Below are 16,500 nucleotides of genomic sequence, written 5' to 3' on the forward strand. Positions count from 1 at the left end.
AGTTGGGATGCAGGCTGCGAGGCATGGCAGGATCTCCGACGACCGAAGCCGAGATCCATCAACTCCCCTGCACCGAAAGTGAGTCAGACCCGAAATAGGACCCCCGCGGCCCACGCCGGATGAATACGATCGATCCCTCGCCGGCCGAGATAGGGCTTGCGACGGAACTTGAGGAGCGCGCTGTCTCCATGGGGCTCGAATTCGATACAGGCGAAAGCCAGCTGGTAGCCGTCCTGCTGCTGCGCGAGGCCCCCCTTCTGGTTACTGGCGACAAGCGGGCCATCGCCGCCTTGAACGCGATGCACCTGACCAGCGCCGAGAGACGAATTGCCTGCCTCGAGCAACTCTTCGCGATGCTCCTGGCGAAGCATCCCCTCGAGCCGCTGCGTCGAGGCATCTGCGCGGAGCGCGAAGCCGACAAGGCCATCACGGCCTGCTTCGCCTGTTCGGTTGCGATGACAGCGATCGACGATGTTGTCGCTGGACTAGCCAGCTACATCCGTCACCTGCGGTTGACGACCGGCGCCATTCTCGTCGAAGACGCCGATCTACTCCCGGTAGTTTCGTAGAAAGACGGCATACGGCTCGACCAGTTCGGCGACCAGATTGATCGGGCGCTCGAACCGCTTCGAATCCTCGTTCACGAGCTCGGGCTGGGGTAGAACCTCTAGACAAGCCTTGTCCACTCTGCCGTTGACGTAGCGGCTGCCGTTGCTTCCTCTGCTGCGACCGACCGGCACGATGGTCTGGTTTAGGGGCAGCGTGAAGTCCGCCTGCCTCAGATCACGGATGACCAGCGCGAAGCGCGAACCGCGCACCTGGATAGCGTCCGGAATCGGCTGCCACGTGAGATTGTCGACGGAGCTTTCGGCGGCGCAGAGCGGCTCGGCCCAGTGGTTGGACTCCATCTCCTCCATAACGAGATGGATCGGTTGCTGCCTCTCGGCGTAGACCTGGGCGAACGGCTGAACCATCGTGCTCGGATGGCAGGTGTTCCCGCCGTAGCCCCACATGGTGTGTCCGGCCTTGTCGATCTCTGCGCGTTTGCGCGAGATGATGTCGGCCAACGTCTCCTGGGCATGGCGCCCCACCTTCATGAACAGAAGGCCTGCCCCCGGGCGGAAGATCTCGTTCATTCTTCCGTCTCCAGAAGCTCCAACCGATATTCGTCTTCGGGGGCCTTGCCGTAGTCAGGACGCTTCTTCTCTCGCACGAAGAGAACTCTCGGCTCCTTCGACTGGCCGTAGAAGTTCCGCAGCTTCTCGGGATCGGTGATCGCTTGGCTGGGGACGAGCTTCGCGCTGTTTCCGGGCAGCGCGCTCACGAAAAGGTTGCACGACTTCAGATCGGGCGCATCGTCCAGATGGTACTCATGCAGCTTTCTTTGCATTCGCGAAACATAGAAGCCCTGCTTCGATGCGTATGTCTGCACGTTGGCCAGAACCTGCTTGGGCCACGGGAGCTGATCGTCATCCGCGATGACGATCATGCCGTCGCCTTCGTACTGGATCGCCTCGAAGCCGCGTTGGATGAAGACGTTGACGCTCTCGCCGTTGTTCGATGCCCCCCACGGAGGATTGGTGTAGAAGCAGTCGTATTTGGTCACGTCCGGAAATGCGTTGAGGCAGTTGTACAGCTCGGCATCGAGATTATCGAGGCGCTCTTGATCGGCAAACCGCTTGACCGCCTGGACGGTGCGCTCGTCGAAGTCGAACACCGTGATCTTGGTCGGCCCGAAGTCGAAGATCCCGCGTTCCCGCAGGTAGGCGACACAAACGCTGACGGCGTCGCCGTCTCCAATGAAGGCTAGCCGCTTTCCGCTCGCCCACTCGGCGACGATTTCGCTCTGCATGACCATGTCGCCAGTCTTCATATGGATCTGGTCGAACTCCCGCAGCGGCTTCGGTCGGTTCTGCACCACGTCCGAAACCGCGTTGACGGCCTTTCTCAAATCGACCTGCCTCATCGCCCGCCTCCTCCGGCGTTGGTCGTTCACCGTCCCAAACGGGAAGCCAGTTGGTCGACGAGATCCGCCTGATCCACATCCGTATCGAACATATAGACTGGGCATCCGGCCGCAATCCCGAAGGTACAGGCGACCGAAGCCTGGGCTGCGCTATGAATCCTTGCCTCTTCAAGCGTGATCGTCGGCCGCCCGGCGGCATCCTTCAAAATCCGTCGGCAGGTCACCTCGGGCGCGACGTAGAAGAGCCAGATCTCATCCGGTCCCAGTCGACGGAATCCGTCCCCGGAAAAGGCAGTCACCCGGAACCCGTAATCCTCCTTGGTCACAGGGTGACTGTCGATGACGACGGGCCCGCTCGATCGAGTCTCCTCCACCCATTCGAGCAGTTTTCCGTCCAGCGCGTCGATATCGGAAGGAGTGACGATGCGTGCCGACTGGGACCGTAATTCGTCCTGGTCCTTGAGCTCCGTCCCACGCATCCGCAGAAACTCGGTCAGCCTCGCGCCATATTCCCAGACATTGAGATCGGGAACCCGCTTCTTCAGCTTGGCCATTGTCGAACTCTTCCCGGACGCGGGCGCTCCGGTAACATAAACCGTTTTGAACAAACTCAATCGGCTCACCATCGACGTATCAATTTGGGACTTGGCAGCGATCTTGCCGACAAAAAACATAGAGTCAACAAGGAAACTTAGGCATTTGCTAGGGAGATAGCCGAATAAGGGTACGTTACACGTCAAATCGACAGCTGTATGGACGCAATAAAATATAATAAGTATACGTCAGTTATTTATCTGTATACATTGGTCCAAGACCCAGCTGTCGCGCTAATATAACGATTATCTGCATCGGAGAGCCAATAGTCGTCGCCACCCTGATCTCGATGAATTGCCTGAGAATGGCCCTTCGAGTGGGACAAAGGTGCGGTATGGCCCTCCAGCGTGGTTGCACGGCGAATTCGTGAACGACCTCGCAGCCGCGCGGCCACCTGGCTGAAGCGGCACTAACCCGATCCGATCAGTCCGTGTCATCCTCCTAGCCCATGTCGCCTTGGCACGGGGATGATCCTTCACGGGGCGGACATCTCGCTGTCGAGATCCTCGACAAACTGCAAGCTCACAAGGCCAGCGGCATCTGAAAACGGGTCGAAGCGGCCTGCGCGCGGCTGCTCTGCCTTCCGTCCTACAGCCCTAAGTTAACCCCGATCGAACAGATCTTCGCCAAGCTGAAAGCGCTGCTGCGGACAGCAACCGCTCGCTCCGTGCTGACCTCTGGGACACCATCCGGCGAGCTTTCACCCGCTTCACGCCAGACGTGTGCCGCAATGTCATCGCCGCCGCAAGCCACGACAACGACTTGCCCGTCGCTACGTATGCAGAAACGGCTCTAAATGCCTGAGTTGGATCGATGCTACAAGTTAGGCGTCGTGCAGATAAATATCTGCTTTCAGGCGCCAAGCGTATTTCCGCTTATGGCGCAAGGCGGCCGATCAAAGTCGGCCGAGAGCAATTTGTCTGCTTCGAAAAGCGCCCGAAGGTAATATGGTCGATGTTCCGCTTCGTGAAGCTGAGTTGTAATTTAAAGTCTGAATAGACAACATAAATACTCGGTGTTTAAATGGTGTATTTCTGTCCAAGCGAGCAAATAAATCGTCGAATACCCCGATACTGTACTGATTTCTCGATATATTTTTATGTCCGCCCGCCAGATCATTGCACTAAACTTATATATCGAGTATCTCTTTGTTGAGACAGCCTAGCACATTGTGGGACAGATTCTCGGTTGTAGGACCTCCGCTTGATCGGGGTCAACCCGAACCGGCCGGCGTTCGGCGATACTGACCGGCCCTAAAATAACTGGGCCTCCACTCGACGGACCCCAGTCGTAGCCAAGCTGGTCTTCGATACCTCCGCCGACTAAGTGAACTCGGCTGGTTCGTCTTCAACGACCGCAACCTCCTCGCCACGGCTAGCGTGTTCGCCGGGCTTACTACGTTGATGATCGTTCGGCTGCTCGTGGATGGCGTGGTCTCTAACGAGATAAACCGCCTGGCGGTCGTCAGTCGAAGCACACCGTCGGTGCAGGCTGCCAAATTCGTCAAAACTGTCAGTCGATGAGGCGCGGTCAGCCGGGGCGAGGGGCGTCCGACACGAGTTCGGACAACGTAGCGACCAGCTGGTTCATTTCGTGATCCGTCCCGATCGTGATCCTGACGTAGTCGCTGATGCGGGTCTCGGGGAAGGTGCGCACGAGGATGGCCCTCTTCCGCAACTCGGTGGCGAGCTGCGGCCCTGGATAGCCGGGACGCCGGGCGAGGACGAAGTTTGCGGATGAGGGGATGAGGTCGAAGCCGAGCTGCGTCAAGCTTTTGGCCAACTTCTCTCGTTGGTCGACGATCCTATCTCTGGTCTCCCAGAAATAGCCGTCGTCGGCAATGCAAGCCAGCGCGGCGGCCTGGGTCACGCGGCCAATCGGATAAGAGTTGAAGCTATTCTTAACCCGAATGAGAGCCTCGATGAGCGCAGCATCAGCAAGCGCGTATCCCAGGCGAAGCCCGGCGAGGGCGCGGGATTTTGAGAAGGTCCGCACGACGACGAGATTGGGATAGTTCCCGATCAGCTTGGCCGCCGTCTCACCCCCGAAATCGACGTAGGCCTCGTCGATGACGACTGGACTGTCGGGATGGTCATCGAGCAGCCGCACGATGTCCGTCTGCTTCAGCGCAATCCCAGTCTGCGCGTTCGGGTTCGCAATAACGAGGCCACCCGCGTTCCTGCGGTAATCGGACACCCGGATACATAGTCGCTCATCGACCGGCACGGTTTCGTAGCAAATGCCAAACAGGCGGCAATATACCGGGTAAAAGCCGTAGGTGATGTCCGAGAGAAGCAGTGGAGCGTCGTGCTTCAGCAGAGCGGCGAAGATGTGCCCGAGCACCTCGTCCGAGCCGTTCCCCACGAAGACGTTGGCGCGCCGGACGCCGTGATACGTCGCCAACGCGTCCCGGAGGGCGATGCTCTCTGGATCGGGGTAGAGCCGGAGCGTATCAGAAGCCTGCGCGCGGACGGCTTCTAGGACGCTCGGCGAGGGCCCATAGGGGGACTCGTTCGTGTTGAGCTTGATGAGGTCCGGGATCGTCGGCTGTTCGCCCGGCACGTACGGGTCGAGGCCTTCGACAACCTTGCTCCAGAAGCGGCTCATGAGCGACCTCTCGGGCCTTCGGCGGACGATTTCTCGCTCCCCGACGATACGGAGCGCAAACCCCTACTGCCGATCTTCAAATCGACGTCGGATTGCATCGGCTACAGCGCTGTTGCTCGTGACGACCGGTTTGCCGAAACGCTGCTCTAGCTCACTCATCGCTTCCAGCGCACGGAAATTCGTGCAGGAGACGAAAAGCAGGTCAAAGTTGATCCCCACCAGACGGTCCTGCGCGAAGGCCACGATGTCAGCCGGGGTCGGGTCGGCAAGAGCAACGTTCACGGTGATGCCCATTCCGTGGGCGGCGACGATGGTGCGCCCCTCCCCGGACACCGCATTGGCCACGGACTGCGTCAGATCCTCGTTGTAGGGCGTGATGATGGCGATCCGCTCAGCAGACGCCCGCGCGATGGCATCCGAGACCGCTGAGATGACGCCCTGCGCTGGACAGCCGGCGAGGTCGCCGAGCTTGCGGCAGACCGCCTGATCGTAATCCAGCCCGAACAGCGAGCCGGCAGAGGTGCAGCCGAAAACGAAAAGGTCGGGATTGAGCGTTCCAAGATCGGCAGCCGCCTGTGGGGCGAACTGCTCAATCATGCAGATCTCGGCCTCCCGGGTGGTCTCGATGAGGTACATGCGGTCCGTATGGACCGTGTAGATCTCCTTCGGGAGCGATGCGTGCAAGTCGTTCTCCATCACCGTATTCGATGAGGGAACCACCAGAGCGATCCTCTTGCGCGCCGTGCCGGCGCCGTCGCGTGTCGCTCCCGTCGATGTCATGTCGGCTCTCCTGCGTTGACCTGTCCCCAGCCGCCTCCCCCAGCCGTCCGCAGGGTGATACAGTCCCCGGCATCGAGCTGGTGCGGTCCGCTTTTGGAGGCGAGTTCGATAGACGTGGTGTCCGCCCGGACCAGCGAGAACCGGGCGAGTGCCCCGGCTTCACCACCCGCGACCCCGTGCGCGGCCGAGCACGTCCGCTCGCCGAGTACGGAAGCTTGCATCCCGTCCATGAGACTCATGAAAGTCTTGGTACAACCATCGCCTCCAGGATGCCGGCCGCGCCCCCCGCTCCCACGATCGATCCGGTAGGCCAGGAAGCGCACGGGGATCGCCGCCTCGATTGCCTCGATCGGCAGGTTCATGGTGTTCCCCATGTGGACGCGCTGCCCGCTGGTCCCGCCGCCGCTCGCGTGCGCGCCGCCCCCGCCGCCGATCGTCTCGTAATGGACGAAGCCGCCGCCTGTAGCTGGATTGATCCCGCCAAGGGTGTAGACGCAGGCGGAGCCGTAGGCTCCACTCGGAACACGATCGGGATAGGCCTGCGCGAGGGCCGCTAATAGAATATCGACCACACGGTTCGAAGTTTCTGTATTGGCGGCGACTACTGGGGCCGGAGCAGTGGCGTTGACAATGGACCCTTCCGGGATTGCGAGTTCCGCAAGTCCGTAGACGCCCTCGTTGGGCGGGACGTCTCCCCCCGCTAGCAACAGCAGGGTGTAGTAGACCGCAGAGGCCGTAACGGCCAACGGCGCATTGATTGGCCCGGCTACGCAGGCCCCAGAGCCCGAGAAGTCCACATGGAAGGACGCGCCGCTCTTGCGGATCCGAACCGTTACCTGGGGTGCCGAGGCCGGGTCGATGCCGTCGCCGTCGAGCTTCTCGCTATGGCTGACATCGGCGTCAGGCAGTGCCGCAAGGCGGCTCTCCATCAAGCGCCGGGAATAGACCTGCGTTGCCGCCATAACCTCAGCAACGGTCTCCTCGCTGTAGCGCTCAGCAAGTTCGGCTACCCGGAGGCGCATCCGCGCCGCACCGGCGACTTGCGCCCGGAAATCGCCCTGCCGGTCGGACGGCACGCGGACGTTCGCGAGAATTAGGTCGAGGATGTCCGACCGAATTTCGCCCTGCTCAATGATTCGCAGGGGCGGGATGCGCAGGCCTTCTTTGATGATGTCGTCGCAGATGCTGGAACTGCCCGCGGCGATGCCACCGATGTCGGGCCAGTGGACGCGGCTGAGGGAGAAGCCGATCCGCCGGCCCCGCGCAAAGATCGGCATGATCAGAGTCATGTCCGGCAGATGCGTTCCCCCAGAATATGGGTCATTCAGAAGCACGCCATCGCCGTCGCGCCACGCGTCCAGGGGCCAGCGTGCTAAGGCCGCGCGCATCGTAAACGGGGCGGCCCCGAGATGGACTGGGATGTCCTGCCCCTGGGCGACGACCTGCCCCACGCTGTCAAGGAGGGCGCAGGACAGGTCAGCCGAGAGGCTGAGCAGCGGCGAGAAGGAGGTCCGCATGATCACGGCCTTCATTTCCGCGCAGGCCGCAGTCAGGGCGCTGCGGACGACCTCGAAAGTAACCGGATCGCGGCTCAGGATAGGGGCGGTGCCGTCAGCGCTCATGCGGACGCCTCAATAGCGATGGTGATCTGGCCGTTGGCGCCAATGCGCGCTCGCTGCCCGTGATGGATCCAAACCGTCGAGCCCTGGTGCGCGATAAGGGCGGGGCCCAGCAGTTCGGCCTCGCCCCGTGCTGCCGAGACCAGTGGGACCGAAACAGTTCCGCCGTCCCTGTCGAGAACGGGGATGCGCCGCCCCACCGCGACACCCGCGTCCTTTGCCGCAGGGGCGCGCAGAGCGCCGTCGGCGGTGACGCCGACGTCTTGGACCGCTACAAGGCGTAACGCGACGAGTTGGACCTGCGCGTTCTTTAACTCGATCCCGTACTCTGCCAGGTACTGGGCCCGGAAGGATGCCTCGACGACCTCCATCCTTATCGGCCCCGCTTCGATTGGCAGCCGGATCTCAAAAAGTTGCCCGGCGAACCGGGCGTCAACCGATCGCTCGAAGCGCGGCGGCAGACGCCCCTTCGGTTCGTCGGCGAGGAGTTCGGCCGCCCGCTCCTGCAGCTGCGCGAAAGCCGCCTCCATCTCGCCGCCTGAGATGTTAGCGACCGTGCGCAAGACCGTTCGCACCACCTCGTGCCGTACCGCCCCGAGCGTCGCCCCGAGTGCGCTGAACATGCCAGGATAGGGGGGGATAATTAGGTTCGGCACCCTGATCTCGGCTGCCACTAACGGGGCGTGCAGTGGGCCTGCCCCGCCCGATGCGAGCATCGTGAAGTCGCGAGGATCAAACCCCCGCTGCACGGTAGCGAGGCGGACCATACTCGCCATGTTGGCGACCGCGAGATCGATGATCGCGTAGGCGGCCCGGGCCAGCGACCAGCCGTAGGGCTGCGCGATATGGCGGCGGATCGCCTCTTCCGCTGGCTGGCGCTGGAAGGTCACCCCGGTGCCCTCGAACAGCTCCGGCACTAGGGTCCCAATGACAGCGTGGGCGTCGGTGACGGTTGGCAAATCGCCACCGCGCCCATAACAGGCAGGGCCGGGCAGCGCGCCAGCACTCCGGGGGCCCACCTTTAGGACGCCGGCCTCATCGATCGCCGCGATGGACCCGCCCCCAGCACCGATTTCCACGAGTTCAAGGATCGGGGAACGGATCGCGTAGCCGCCGACGTCCCGTCCCTCCGACAGCCGGTCAGCATAGAACTCGCTCGCCGTTTCGGGTTCGCCCTTGCGGATGACCCCAGCCTTCGCGGTAGTACCGCCCATGTCGAAGGCGATCAGATTCTCTGGGCCAACGATCCGCGCGAAGGCGGCCGTCGCGCATAAACCGGCGGCCGGACCGGACTCAATCAAGTGAACCGGAAACCGTGCCGCGTTCTCCGGCGAAGTCAGGCCACCGTTGGACTTGACTACCATCAGGCGCTCGACACCCTGCTGCCGGAGCGCCCCTTCGAGGCTGCGCATGTAGCGGGCAACACGCGGTCCGATGTAGCTGTTCACGACAGCGGTCGAGGTACGCTCGTACTCCCGGAATTCGGAGCAGACGTCCGTAGCGCGGGTGACGTAGACTCCTGGCAGTGCCGCCCGCAGGGCCTCGACAACGCTCACCTCGTGCGCCTCGTTCGCGTAGGCGTTTAACAGCGAGACGGCCACGGCCTCGACGCCCGATCGCCGCAAGCTCTCGGTTAAGCCGTCGAGATCACCAAGCGGCGTGACCACCTCGCCGTCCGAACCCATTCGTTCGTCGACCTCGTGACGGTCCTCGGGGTCAACCAGAGGCGGCACAATCCGGGCGGTGGAGTCATACAGGTGGGGACGCGCCTGTCGTCGCAGCTCGATCACGTCCGAGAATCCCTCAGTCGCGACTAGCGCAGTTCTTGCGCCCCTGCGCTCGATCAGGGTGTTCGTGCCAATTGTTGTCCCGTGGCACACGAGGGCGCCCACGACAGTAAAACGCTCCGCGATGCGTCCAATGGCCTCGACGATCGCCCGACCCGGATCGTCGGGCGTCGAGGGCAGCTTGAAGGCCGCCACCAGGCTGCCGTCCCCCGCATCGAGGACCACCGCGTCGGTGAAGGTCCCGCCTACGTCGACGCCAATCACGCAGGCTGCCTGAGAGACTTGGACGGCCATTACTGGTCCGCGGCCTCAATGTCCTTGAGCGCCCAGACCAGGCGATCCATGTTCTTTTTTAGGCTCACGTCCACCCGCAGGTAGCGGTCCCCGAGACCGCGGAAGGAGTCGCTCCCGTCCTTGGCGATTACACCGCGCTCTAAGAGGCCGTTAAAGACATCCGTCGAGGTGAGGCTGGGATCGATGACTTCAAGCAGGAAGAAATTTGAGCGCGAACCCGGAACCATGCGGAATCGGTTCAGGCCCGAGAGCTGCTCGGTTACGTAGGCCCGCATCTCCACGATCATCTTGACTGTCCGGTCAACATGCTCTTCGTCGAAGATCGCGGCGGCCCCGCCGGCGACCTGCATCGCGCCCATGTTCCAGGTCGGCTTAAGATTGAGCAGGGGGCGGATCAGTTCTTTATTTGCGGCGATCCCAAAGCCGACGCGCAAGCCCGCGAGGCCAAACGCTTTCGAGAAGGTTCGCAGCACGATCAGGTTGTCGTAGTCTCGGGTAAGGGTGATGCCGCCCGGCGTTTCTGTGAAGTGGATGTAGGCCTCGTCGAGCACGATTAGCGTGTTCGCTCCAGCCGCGTCGCAGATGCGGCGGATGTCGCCCTCTGCCATCAACTTCCCGCTAGGGCTGTGCGGGTTCGTTATGAAGGCGATCTTCGGCGCCACAGATGCCAAAGTCTCGATGTACTGGTCGATGACCAGATCGAAGTCCCGGCCCATCTTGACGTAGGCGGGAATGCGTCCCTCGTTCTCCGCGAAGATGTGATAAATTGGGAAGCACGGCTCATACATCAGGATCGTGTCGCCGGGCAGCGAGAAGGCTCGGATGACGAACGAGATGATCTCCGTCTCGCCAGAGCCACAGGCGACACAGTCAGGCTCAAACCCGTATCGCGCGGCGATGGCCTCGCGCAGCACCCGCGACGAGGATTCTGGGTATAGGTCGATCTTTGTCTTGCCGACCTCAATGGCCGCCTGTGCCTTCGGCGATGGGCCGAACGGGTTCTCAGCCGAGCCGAGCTTGGCGATGTCCTCCGGGGGAATGCCAAAGCGCTCCGCTACGACCTCGCGCGGCAAACCGGCCTTGTACGGCGGATCGAGGTTAGCCAACCGAGCTTCGCTGACACGCATTATGACGTCCTCACAATGTAAGCTTACAATGGGGTACATTGAGCATTACAAGTCGTCAAGTGCCTCGCTCACTCGGCGTGCATGCCGCGCAGACGCCGGCGGCACAAACTGTTAGGTTTCGGCCTGACATTGTAGCCCCAGTTTAGAGAACCCCCCTCATCATGTCGTGGAAGCCGGAGCTGATCGAGGCGGGGAAACCGAAATACCTCGCCCTCGCTGACGCTCTCGAAGGGGATATTGCCTCTGGCCGCCTACGCTACGGAGAGCGCCTCCCGCCACAGCGTGAATTGGCGGTGGATCTGGGCGTCACGATCGCGACCATCACCCGGGCCATCGGGGAAGCGCATCGCCGAGGTCTCGTTTCCGCGAGGGCAGGAAGCGGAACTTTCATCCGCCCCCCCCAGGTCGAGGAGGGGCTCAGCGCGTCCCTTGACCTCAGCCTGAACACCGTTCCGGCCGGGCCCGCAAAGCTTTTCCTCGACGATGTCCTGCTCGGGATCGCCACCGAGCGGCGCGCTGAGGATATTCTAACCTATCAGCCGGCCATCGGGAGCGAGCGCCACCGACGTGCAATCTCCCGGTGGTTCGAGCGGCGCATTGGAGAGATGAGGCTGCCAGACGTAGCGCTCACCCACGGGACGCAGCACGGCCTTTGGGCCTGCTTTGCAAGCCTCGTGCGGCCCGGCCAAGCGGTGGCGAGCGAGATGTGGACGTATACCGGCGTTCGCCGCTTGGCGGCTTCGGCTCAGGCACGGCTCGTCGGCGTCGCCATGGACGATGAGGGCCTGCGCCCGGACGACCTCGCGGCGCAGCTGGCGCGCTCGGGCGCGCGGGTAGTCATTTGCTCGACCACCGTCCAGAACCCGACCACAGCAACTATGTCCCTCGGCCGTCGCAAGGAGATCCTAGCCGTCTGCCGGCGCGCTGATGCCATCATCGTTGAGGACGATATCTATGGGCGGCTCTCCGATGATCCGCTACCAACCCTGGCCGCGCTAGATCCGGAGCAGGTTGTCTACCTTGGCAGCGTTTCCAAATCCACAAGCCCGGGCCTGCGTCTCGGCCTCATGGTCTCGCCCCCGCGACTCTCGGCCGACCTGCAAGACAAGCTCGTCTGCCTCCATTGGACTGCGCCGACGCTCTACGCGGAGATGTTTTCGCGACTGGTCGATTCGGGCGCCGCGGATCGCTGCGTCGCCCAGCACGGGCAGGAGATGGCGCGCCGTCTGGCAGTCGCCCGACAGCATCTCGGGATGCCAGCCATCCCTTCGCTGCCAAGTTACCACCTTTGGCTTCCCATTCCGGATATGTGGCGGCTAGACGACATCGTATCGGATCTGCTCCTGCAAGGTCTGAAGGTGTCCCCGTCGACGCATTTTCTGGTCGACGACAACGCGCCGGCCAACCCGCACGTCCGCGTGTCGCTTGGCGCCGTCGAGAATGCGGACCAGCTCGATCCCGCCTTTCGAATCATTGCTTCCGTCTGGCGCAGCCGTCCCCGCTTTTCCGGGGCGATCGTTTAAGCAATCTGCCCAAGTTTCGCGCTGCCTGACTCGAGCGTTGCCGAAGCGCAGTGGGTGACAAGGCCGGTTGCTCGTCCGATTGGCTGCGCAAGCCTGCGCAAAAATTCTGCTTGTGTACTAGTTCATTCGATATAATGTACTGGTCGTTGGCGCACGTAATTCGGAACCTGATGCTCCAACGGATGAGGTGGCGCGGCAGCCCCCTGCCGGTAAAGAACCCCGCGCGTCTCACCACCCATGGGTAACATTGAACGACCGCACTGACGGTCGGCCGCAGGGGAGCAGGACCTGCGGTGTTGGGTCCCGTTTGGACGGGGCCGCAAAGGATCGACGACACGTCGGCGACTGAGCCGAGCCAGATCGCGTCACCCGCATTCCCCTTTGGCCGTTCAGAGATCGAAAGGTAGAAAGCCCATGCCGCAAACACCGCCACGCACCCGGCCGGAGGTCACCAGTCCACTCCGTGCCCGCCTTCGCCGCTCCACCTTAGCGGTCGTGCTCGGCTTGGGTTTTGTGCTCGGGGGCCCCATGGCCCTACGGGCCGAGGGGACCGTTAGCGATAACAAAGTGAAGATCGGCGCCATCGTCGACATGTCGGGTGTCTACTCGCAGAACGGCGGGCCGGGTGCCGTCCTCGCCGCGCGGATGGCGATTGAAGACTTTGGCGGCAAGGTTGGCGGCAAGCCGATCGAGTTCGTTTCGGCTGATTACCAGAACAAGGTCGATATCGCCTTGGGTACTGCCCGTCGCTGGTTCGACAATGAGCAGGTCGATATGCTCATCGAATCGACCGACTCCGCGGCCGCACTCGCGATGCAGAATCTCGGCAAAGACAAGGCGCGCCTTACAATCGCGGCGGGTTCGGGAACCTCCGAGTTGACCGGGAAGAGCTGTTCGCCCACCGGCATTCACTACGTTTACGATACGTATGCGCTTGCCTCCGGCACAGGGCGCGCGGTCGTGCAGGCTGGTGGTAAGTCGTGGTACTTCTTAACGGTCGATTACGCCTTCGGAAATTCGCTAGAGCGCAACGCAGTCCAGGTTATCAAAGACAGCGGCGGCGACATTAAGGGCTCCGTCCGCCATCCCCTATCAACCCAAGATTTCGCGTCATTCCTCCTCCAGGCACAAAGTTCGGGAGCGCAAGTGCTGGGCCTAGCCAATTCGGGCCAGGACACCATCAACTCCGTCAAGCAAGCGGCAGAATTTGGTCTAACAGCTTCGATGAAGCTGGCAGCGCTGCTGATTTTCAACACCGATGTGAAGGGTATCGGACTGCCCATCGCCCGCGGGATGTTGTTCACGACGGCCTATGATTGGAACCTGGACGACCAGACGCGCGCCTTTGGGCGCCGCTTCCAAGCCCGTTTCGGCTCACCGCCGACGATGACCCAAGCAGGATTCTATTCGGCCGTAACAAACTATCTGAAGGCGGTTGAAGCAACGGGAACTGATTTTGCAAGTGACATCGTCGCTAAGCTCAAAAGCCAGCCGATCAACGACTTCTTCGCCCGGAACGGACGCCTGCGCGAGGATGGGCTGTTCGTTCACGACATGTACCTCGTTGAGGTCAAACAGCCGGAGGAGTCCACTGAGGCTTGGGACCTTGTCAAGTTACGACAGACAATCCCCGCGGATGAAGCTTACGAGCCGCTGGGTCAAAGCGCATGCCCTCTTGTTCGAAAAAAATCATAATCTTTGGTAAGTGCTCTTGATCGAGTTTTTGCTAAGGCAGACTTGATTTAATCAATATACCCTAATTATCAAATCAGATAGTTAGGCTATTACCTACTCGAAAAATCCCGTCGATGAAATCTATAATATCAATCTCGCGCATTACATCCTCGAACGGGCGGGCGCCGCCATAAATCTGGGAATCTTATCACACAGGCAAGTGTATGTCCTGCGTAATACCGAATGAGATAAAAAGCGGTGCGCTACCAAGAAACTGGTCGATGATGGCCTAGGCTATCAGGAGGGTTCAATGGAGCAGGCGCAGGCCGCCGCGCGGAGCGCACACGACTTAATTTTGAAGACTGATGGCCTGACAATGGAATTCAAGGGATTCCGGGCTGTTAACGGCGTGGCGTTGCAGGTGGAGCGTGGCACCATCCACGCATTGATCGGGCCGAACGGCGCTGGCAAGACCACCTGCTTCAATCTACTGACCAAGTTCCTAATCCCGACAGCCGGAACGATCCGCTTTAAGGATCGCGACATCACCGGCCTGAAGGCGGCCGACGTCGCCCGGCTCGGCCTCGTCCGGTCATTCCAGATCTCTGCGGTGTTCCCGCATCTGACGGTGATGGAGAATGTCCGCATCGCCCTGCAGAGGCGGCGGCGTGGCGACTCGTTCGACTTCTGGCGGCCCGAGCGAGTCCTGCGCGCGCTGAACTGCGAGGCGCTGGCGCTGGTAGAGGCGGTGGGCCTCACCGAGTTCGCCGACGTTCTGGCGGTGGGACTATCCTACGGCCGCAAGCGCGCCCTGGAAATCGCCACGACGCTCGCCCTCGATCCCGAGATGCTGCTCCTCGACGAGCCCATGGCCGGCATGGGCCACGAGGATGTGGAGCGCACGGCGCAGCTCATCCGTCGGGTCTCGAAAGACCGGACCATCCTGATGGTGGAGCACAACCTCTCGGTGGTTGCGTCCCTGTCCGACCGCATCACCGTGCTCGCCCGCGGGCAGGTTCTCGCCGAGGGCAGTTACGCCACCGTCTCCAAGGATCCCCGCGTGGTCGAAGCTTACATCGGGTCGGGACATGCCTGAGGAGGCTTTGAAGACACCCACGTCGGCCGCCGCGACCGGCTCGCTGCTCACCGTCCGTGGGCTGGAAGGCTGGTACGGCGAGAGCCACGTGCTGCACGGCATCGATATCGATGTCCGGGCGGGCGAGGTGATCACGCTGCTCGGCCGCAACGGCGCCGGCAAGACCACCACGCTCCGGGCGATCATTGGCATCCTCGGCAAGCGCTCGGGCTCGATCGTCTATGACGGCGTCGAGACGGTGCGGATGGCCTCGCGCAACATCGCCCGGCTCGGGCTCGGCTACGTGCCGGAGGAGCGCGGTATCTTCGCCAGCCTCACCGTCCAGGAGAACCTGATGCTGCCGCCGCGGGTGAAGCCCGGCGGCATGACGGTGGCCGAGATCCACACCCTGTTCCCGAACCTGAAGGAGCGGGCCGGCAGCCAGGGCACCAAGCTCTCCGGTGGCGAGCAGCAGATGCTGGCGATCGGCCGGATCCTGCGCACCGGCGCCAAGCTGATCCTGCTCGACGAGCCGACGGAGGGGCTGGCGCCGGTCATCGTCCAGCAGATTGGCCGGACCATCCAGCAATTGAAGGGTCAGGGCTACACGATCGTGCTGGTGGAGCAGAACTTCCGCTTCGCCCAGACCCTGGCAGACCGGCACTTCGTGATCGAGCAGGGCCGGGTGGTCGACATGATCTCCAACGCCGAGCTTGACGCCAATATCAACAAGCTGCACGCGTACTTGGGCGTTTGAGTCATGACCACGATCTTCGGTGTGCCGATGCAGGCCCTGTTCGGGCAGCTTCTGCTCGGCCTGATCAACGGCTCGTTCTACGCGATCCTGTCGCTCGGGCTCGCGATCATCTTCGGGCTCCTGAACATCATCAATTTCGCCCACGGCGCGCTCTACATGATGGGCGCGTTCGTGGCCTGGATGCTGCTGACCTATGTCGGGCTGGGCTACTGGTGGGCCCTGGGCCTGGCGCCGCTGGTGGTAGGGGCGTTCGGAATCCTGCTGGAGCGGGTGCTGATCGCCCGCCTCTACAAGCTCGACCACCTCTACGGCCTGCTCGTGACCTTCGGGCTGGCGCTGATCATCCAGGGCCTGTTCCGCAACCAGTACGGCGTCTCGGGGCTCCCCTACGCGATCCCGGCGGAGCTGTCGGGCGGCCAGCGCCTGCCGTTCATGTTCCTGCCGAACTACCGGGCCTGGGTGGTGGTGGCTTCGCTCACCGTCTGCATCGCCACCTGGCTGGTGATCGAGAAGACCAAGCTCGGCGCCTACCTCCGGGCCGCGACCGAGAATCCGACCCTGGTCCAGGCTTTCGGGGTGAACGTGCCGCTGTTCCTGACCCTGACCTACGGGTTCGGCGTGGCGCTCGCGGGTTTCGCCGGGGTCCTCGCCGCCCCGATCTACTCGGTGAACCCGAACATGGGCGCCGACATCATCA

At 62.2% G+C, this 16,500-nt stretch carries 14 protein-coding genes and 1 pseudogene; 7 read left to right on the forward strand and 8 right to left on the reverse strand.

What is annotated here, in order from left to right; all coding sequences use genetic code 11:
* Positions 1-119: 119 nt before the first annotated feature.
* The gene (locus FV242_RS27240) at positions 120-569 is read left to right on the forward strand and encodes a hypothetical protein (protein ID WP_147941118.1); all 450 of its coding nucleotides are present in this window, start codon (positions 120-122) and stop codon (positions 567-569) included.
* Here FV242_RS27240 and FV242_RS27245 read toward each other — a convergent pair.
* Genes FV242_RS27245 through FV242_RS27255 form a run of 3 tightly spaced genes read right to left on the reverse strand, consistent with a single transcriptional unit; the run spans position 549 to position 2,640 of the window.
* A complete protein-coding gene (locus tag FV242_RS27245) occupies positions 549-1,136 on the reverse strand; it encodes a hypothetical protein (RefSeq protein ID WP_147941119.1) in 588 nt (195 codons plus the stop codon). The two genes, FV242_RS27240 and FV242_RS27245, sit on opposite strands and share 21 nt — an antisense overlap.
* Complete coding sequence (locus tag FV242_RS27250; RefSeq protein WP_147941120.1) at positions 1,133-1,966, reverse strand: bis-aminopropyl spermidine synthase family protein; 834 nt, start codon at positions 1,964-1,966, stop codon at positions 1,133-1,135. The genes FV242_RS27245 and FV242_RS27250 overlap by 4 nt, the downstream gene beginning before the upstream one ends.
* A gap of 26 nt (positions 1,967-1,992) precedes the next feature.
* Positions 1,993-2,640, reverse strand: a complete 648-nt coding sequence (locus tag FV242_RS27255) for an ATP-binding protein (protein ID WP_147941121.1) — start codon at positions 2,638-2,640, stop codon at positions 1,993-1,995.
* 422 nt (positions 2,641-3,062) lie between these two features.
* Here FV242_RS27255 and FV242_RS27260 point away from each other — a divergent pair.
* Positions 3,063-3,364 (forward strand): annotated as a pseudogene (locus FV242_RS27260) (transposase); the annotation flags it as partial.
* A gap of 726 nt (positions 3,365-4,090) precedes the next feature.
* On the opposite strand, the gene hisC reads toward FV242_RS27260, so the two are convergent.
* From hisC to FV242_RS27285, 5 genes are all read right to left on the reverse strand, one after another.
* The gene (gene hisC / locus FV242_RS27265; protein ID WP_147941122.1) at positions 4,091-5,167 is read right to left on the reverse strand and encodes a histidinol-phosphate transaminase; all 1,077 of its coding nucleotides are present in this window, start codon (positions 5,165-5,167) and stop codon (positions 4,091-4,093) included.
* 63 nt (positions 5,168-5,230) lie between these two features.
* Positions 5,231-5,947 (reverse strand): aspartate/glutamate racemase family protein, encoded by a 717-nt coding sequence (locus FV242_RS27270; protein ID WP_147941123.1) that lies wholly within the window; start codon positions 5,945-5,947, stop codon positions 5,231-5,233.
* Positions 5,944-7,569, reverse strand: a complete 1,626-nt coding sequence (locus tag FV242_RS27275; RefSeq protein ID WP_147941124.1) for a hydantoinase B/oxoprolinase family protein — start codon at positions 7,567-7,569, stop codon at positions 5,944-5,946. The genes FV242_RS27270 and FV242_RS27275 overlap by 4 nt, the downstream gene beginning before the upstream one ends.
* Positions 7,566-9,647 carry a hydantoinase/oxoprolinase family protein gene (locus FV242_RS27280; RefSeq protein WP_147941125.1) on the reverse strand — a complete coding sequence of 694 codons (2,082 nt, stop codon included), beginning with the start codon at positions 9,645-9,647 and terminating at the stop codon, positions 7,566-7,568. The genes FV242_RS27275 and FV242_RS27280 overlap by 4 nt, the downstream gene beginning before the upstream one ends.
* Entirely contained in the window at positions 9,647-10,774 is a 1,128-nt protein-coding gene (locus FV242_RS27285) for a histidinol-phosphate transaminase (protein WP_187278586.1), read from the reverse strand. Before FV242_RS27285 ends, FV242_RS27280 begins: the two co-directional genes overlap by 1 nt.
* A 161-nt stretch (positions 10,775-10,935) precedes the next feature.
* On the opposite strand from FV242_RS27285, the gene FV242_RS27290 reads away from it, so the two are divergent.
* From FV242_RS27290 to FV242_RS27310, 5 genes are all read left to right on the forward strand, one after another.
* The gene (locus FV242_RS27290) at positions 10,936-12,297 is read left to right on the forward strand and encodes a PLP-dependent aminotransferase family protein (protein WP_147941127.1); all 1,362 of its coding nucleotides are present in this window, start codon (positions 10,936-10,938) and stop codon (positions 12,295-12,297) included.
* Positions 12,298-12,864: 567 nt separating this feature from the next.
* Positions 12,865-13,992, forward strand: a complete 1,128-nt coding sequence (locus FV242_RS27295; protein WP_246692906.1) for an ABC transporter substrate-binding protein — start codon at positions 12,865-12,867, stop codon at positions 13,990-13,992.
* A gap of 289 nt (positions 13,993-14,281) precedes the next feature.
* Positions 14,282-15,067: an ABC transporter ATP-binding protein gene (locus tag FV242_RS27300; RefSeq protein WP_147941129.1), complete on the forward strand. Its 786-nt coding sequence runs from the start codon at positions 14,282-14,284 to the stop codon at positions 15,065-15,067.
* Positions 15,060-15,803, forward strand: a complete 744-nt coding sequence (locus FV242_RS27305; protein ID WP_147941130.1) for an ABC transporter ATP-binding protein — start codon at positions 15,060-15,062, stop codon at positions 15,801-15,803. Before FV242_RS27300 ends, FV242_RS27305 begins: the two co-directional genes overlap by 8 nt.
* A gap of 3 nt (positions 15,804-15,806) precedes the next feature.
* Positions 15,807-16,500: branched-chain amino acid ABC transporter permease (locus FV242_RS27310; RefSeq protein ID WP_147941131.1), on the forward strand; the 694-nt coding region annotated here is incomplete at its 3' end.

This window comes from Methylobacterium sp. WL64 (genome assembly GCF_008039945.1).
Lineage (GTDB): Bacteria > Pseudomonadota > Alphaproteobacteria > Rhizobiales > Beijerinckiaceae > Methylobacterium.

Coding starts and splice junctions, on each gene's coding strand:
- FV242_RS27240 (WP_147941118.1), top strand. CDS start 120: ATGAATACGATCGATCCCTCGCCGGCCGAGATAGGGCTTGCGACGGAA.
- FV242_RS27245 (WP_147941119.1), bottom strand. CDS start 1,136: ATGAACGAGATCTTCCGCCCGGGGGCAGGCCTTCTGTTCATGAAGGTG.
- FV242_RS27250 (WP_147941120.1), bottom strand. CDS start 1,966: ATGAGGCAGGTCGATTTGAGAAAGGCCGTCAACGCGGTTTCGGACGTG.
- FV242_RS27255 (WP_147941121.1), bottom strand. CDS start 2,640: ATGTTTTTTGTCGGCAAGATCGCTGCCAAGTCCCAAATTGATACGTCG.
- hisC (WP_147941122.1), bottom strand. CDS start 5,167: ATGAGCCGCTTCTGGAGCAAGGTTGTCGAAGGCCTCGACCCGTACGTG.
- FV242_RS27270 (WP_147941123.1), bottom strand. CDS start 5,947: ATGACATCGACGGGAGCGACACGCGACGGCGCCGGCACGGCGCGCAAG.
- FV242_RS27275 (WP_147941124.1), bottom strand. CDS start 7,569: ATGAGCGCTGACGGCACCGCCCCTATCCTGAGCCGCGATCCGGTTACT.
- FV242_RS27280 (WP_147941125.1), bottom strand. CDS start 9,647: ATGGCCGTCCAAGTCTCTCAGGCAGCCTGCGTGATTGGCGTCGACGTA.
- FV242_RS27285 (WP_187278586.1), bottom strand. CDS start 10,774: ATGCGTGTCAGCGAAGCTCGGTTGGCTAACCTCGATCCGCCGTACAAG.
- FV242_RS27290 (WP_147941127.1), top strand. CDS start 10,936: ATGTCGTGGAAGCCGGAGCTGATCGAGGCGGGGAAACCGAAATACCTC.
- FV242_RS27300 (WP_147941129.1), top strand. CDS start 14,282: ATGGAGCAGGCGCAGGCCGCCGCGCGGAGCGCACACGACTTAATTTTG.
- FV242_RS27305 (WP_147941130.1), top strand. CDS start 15,060: ATGCCTGAGGAGGCTTTGAAGACACCCACGTCGGCCGCCGCGACCGGC.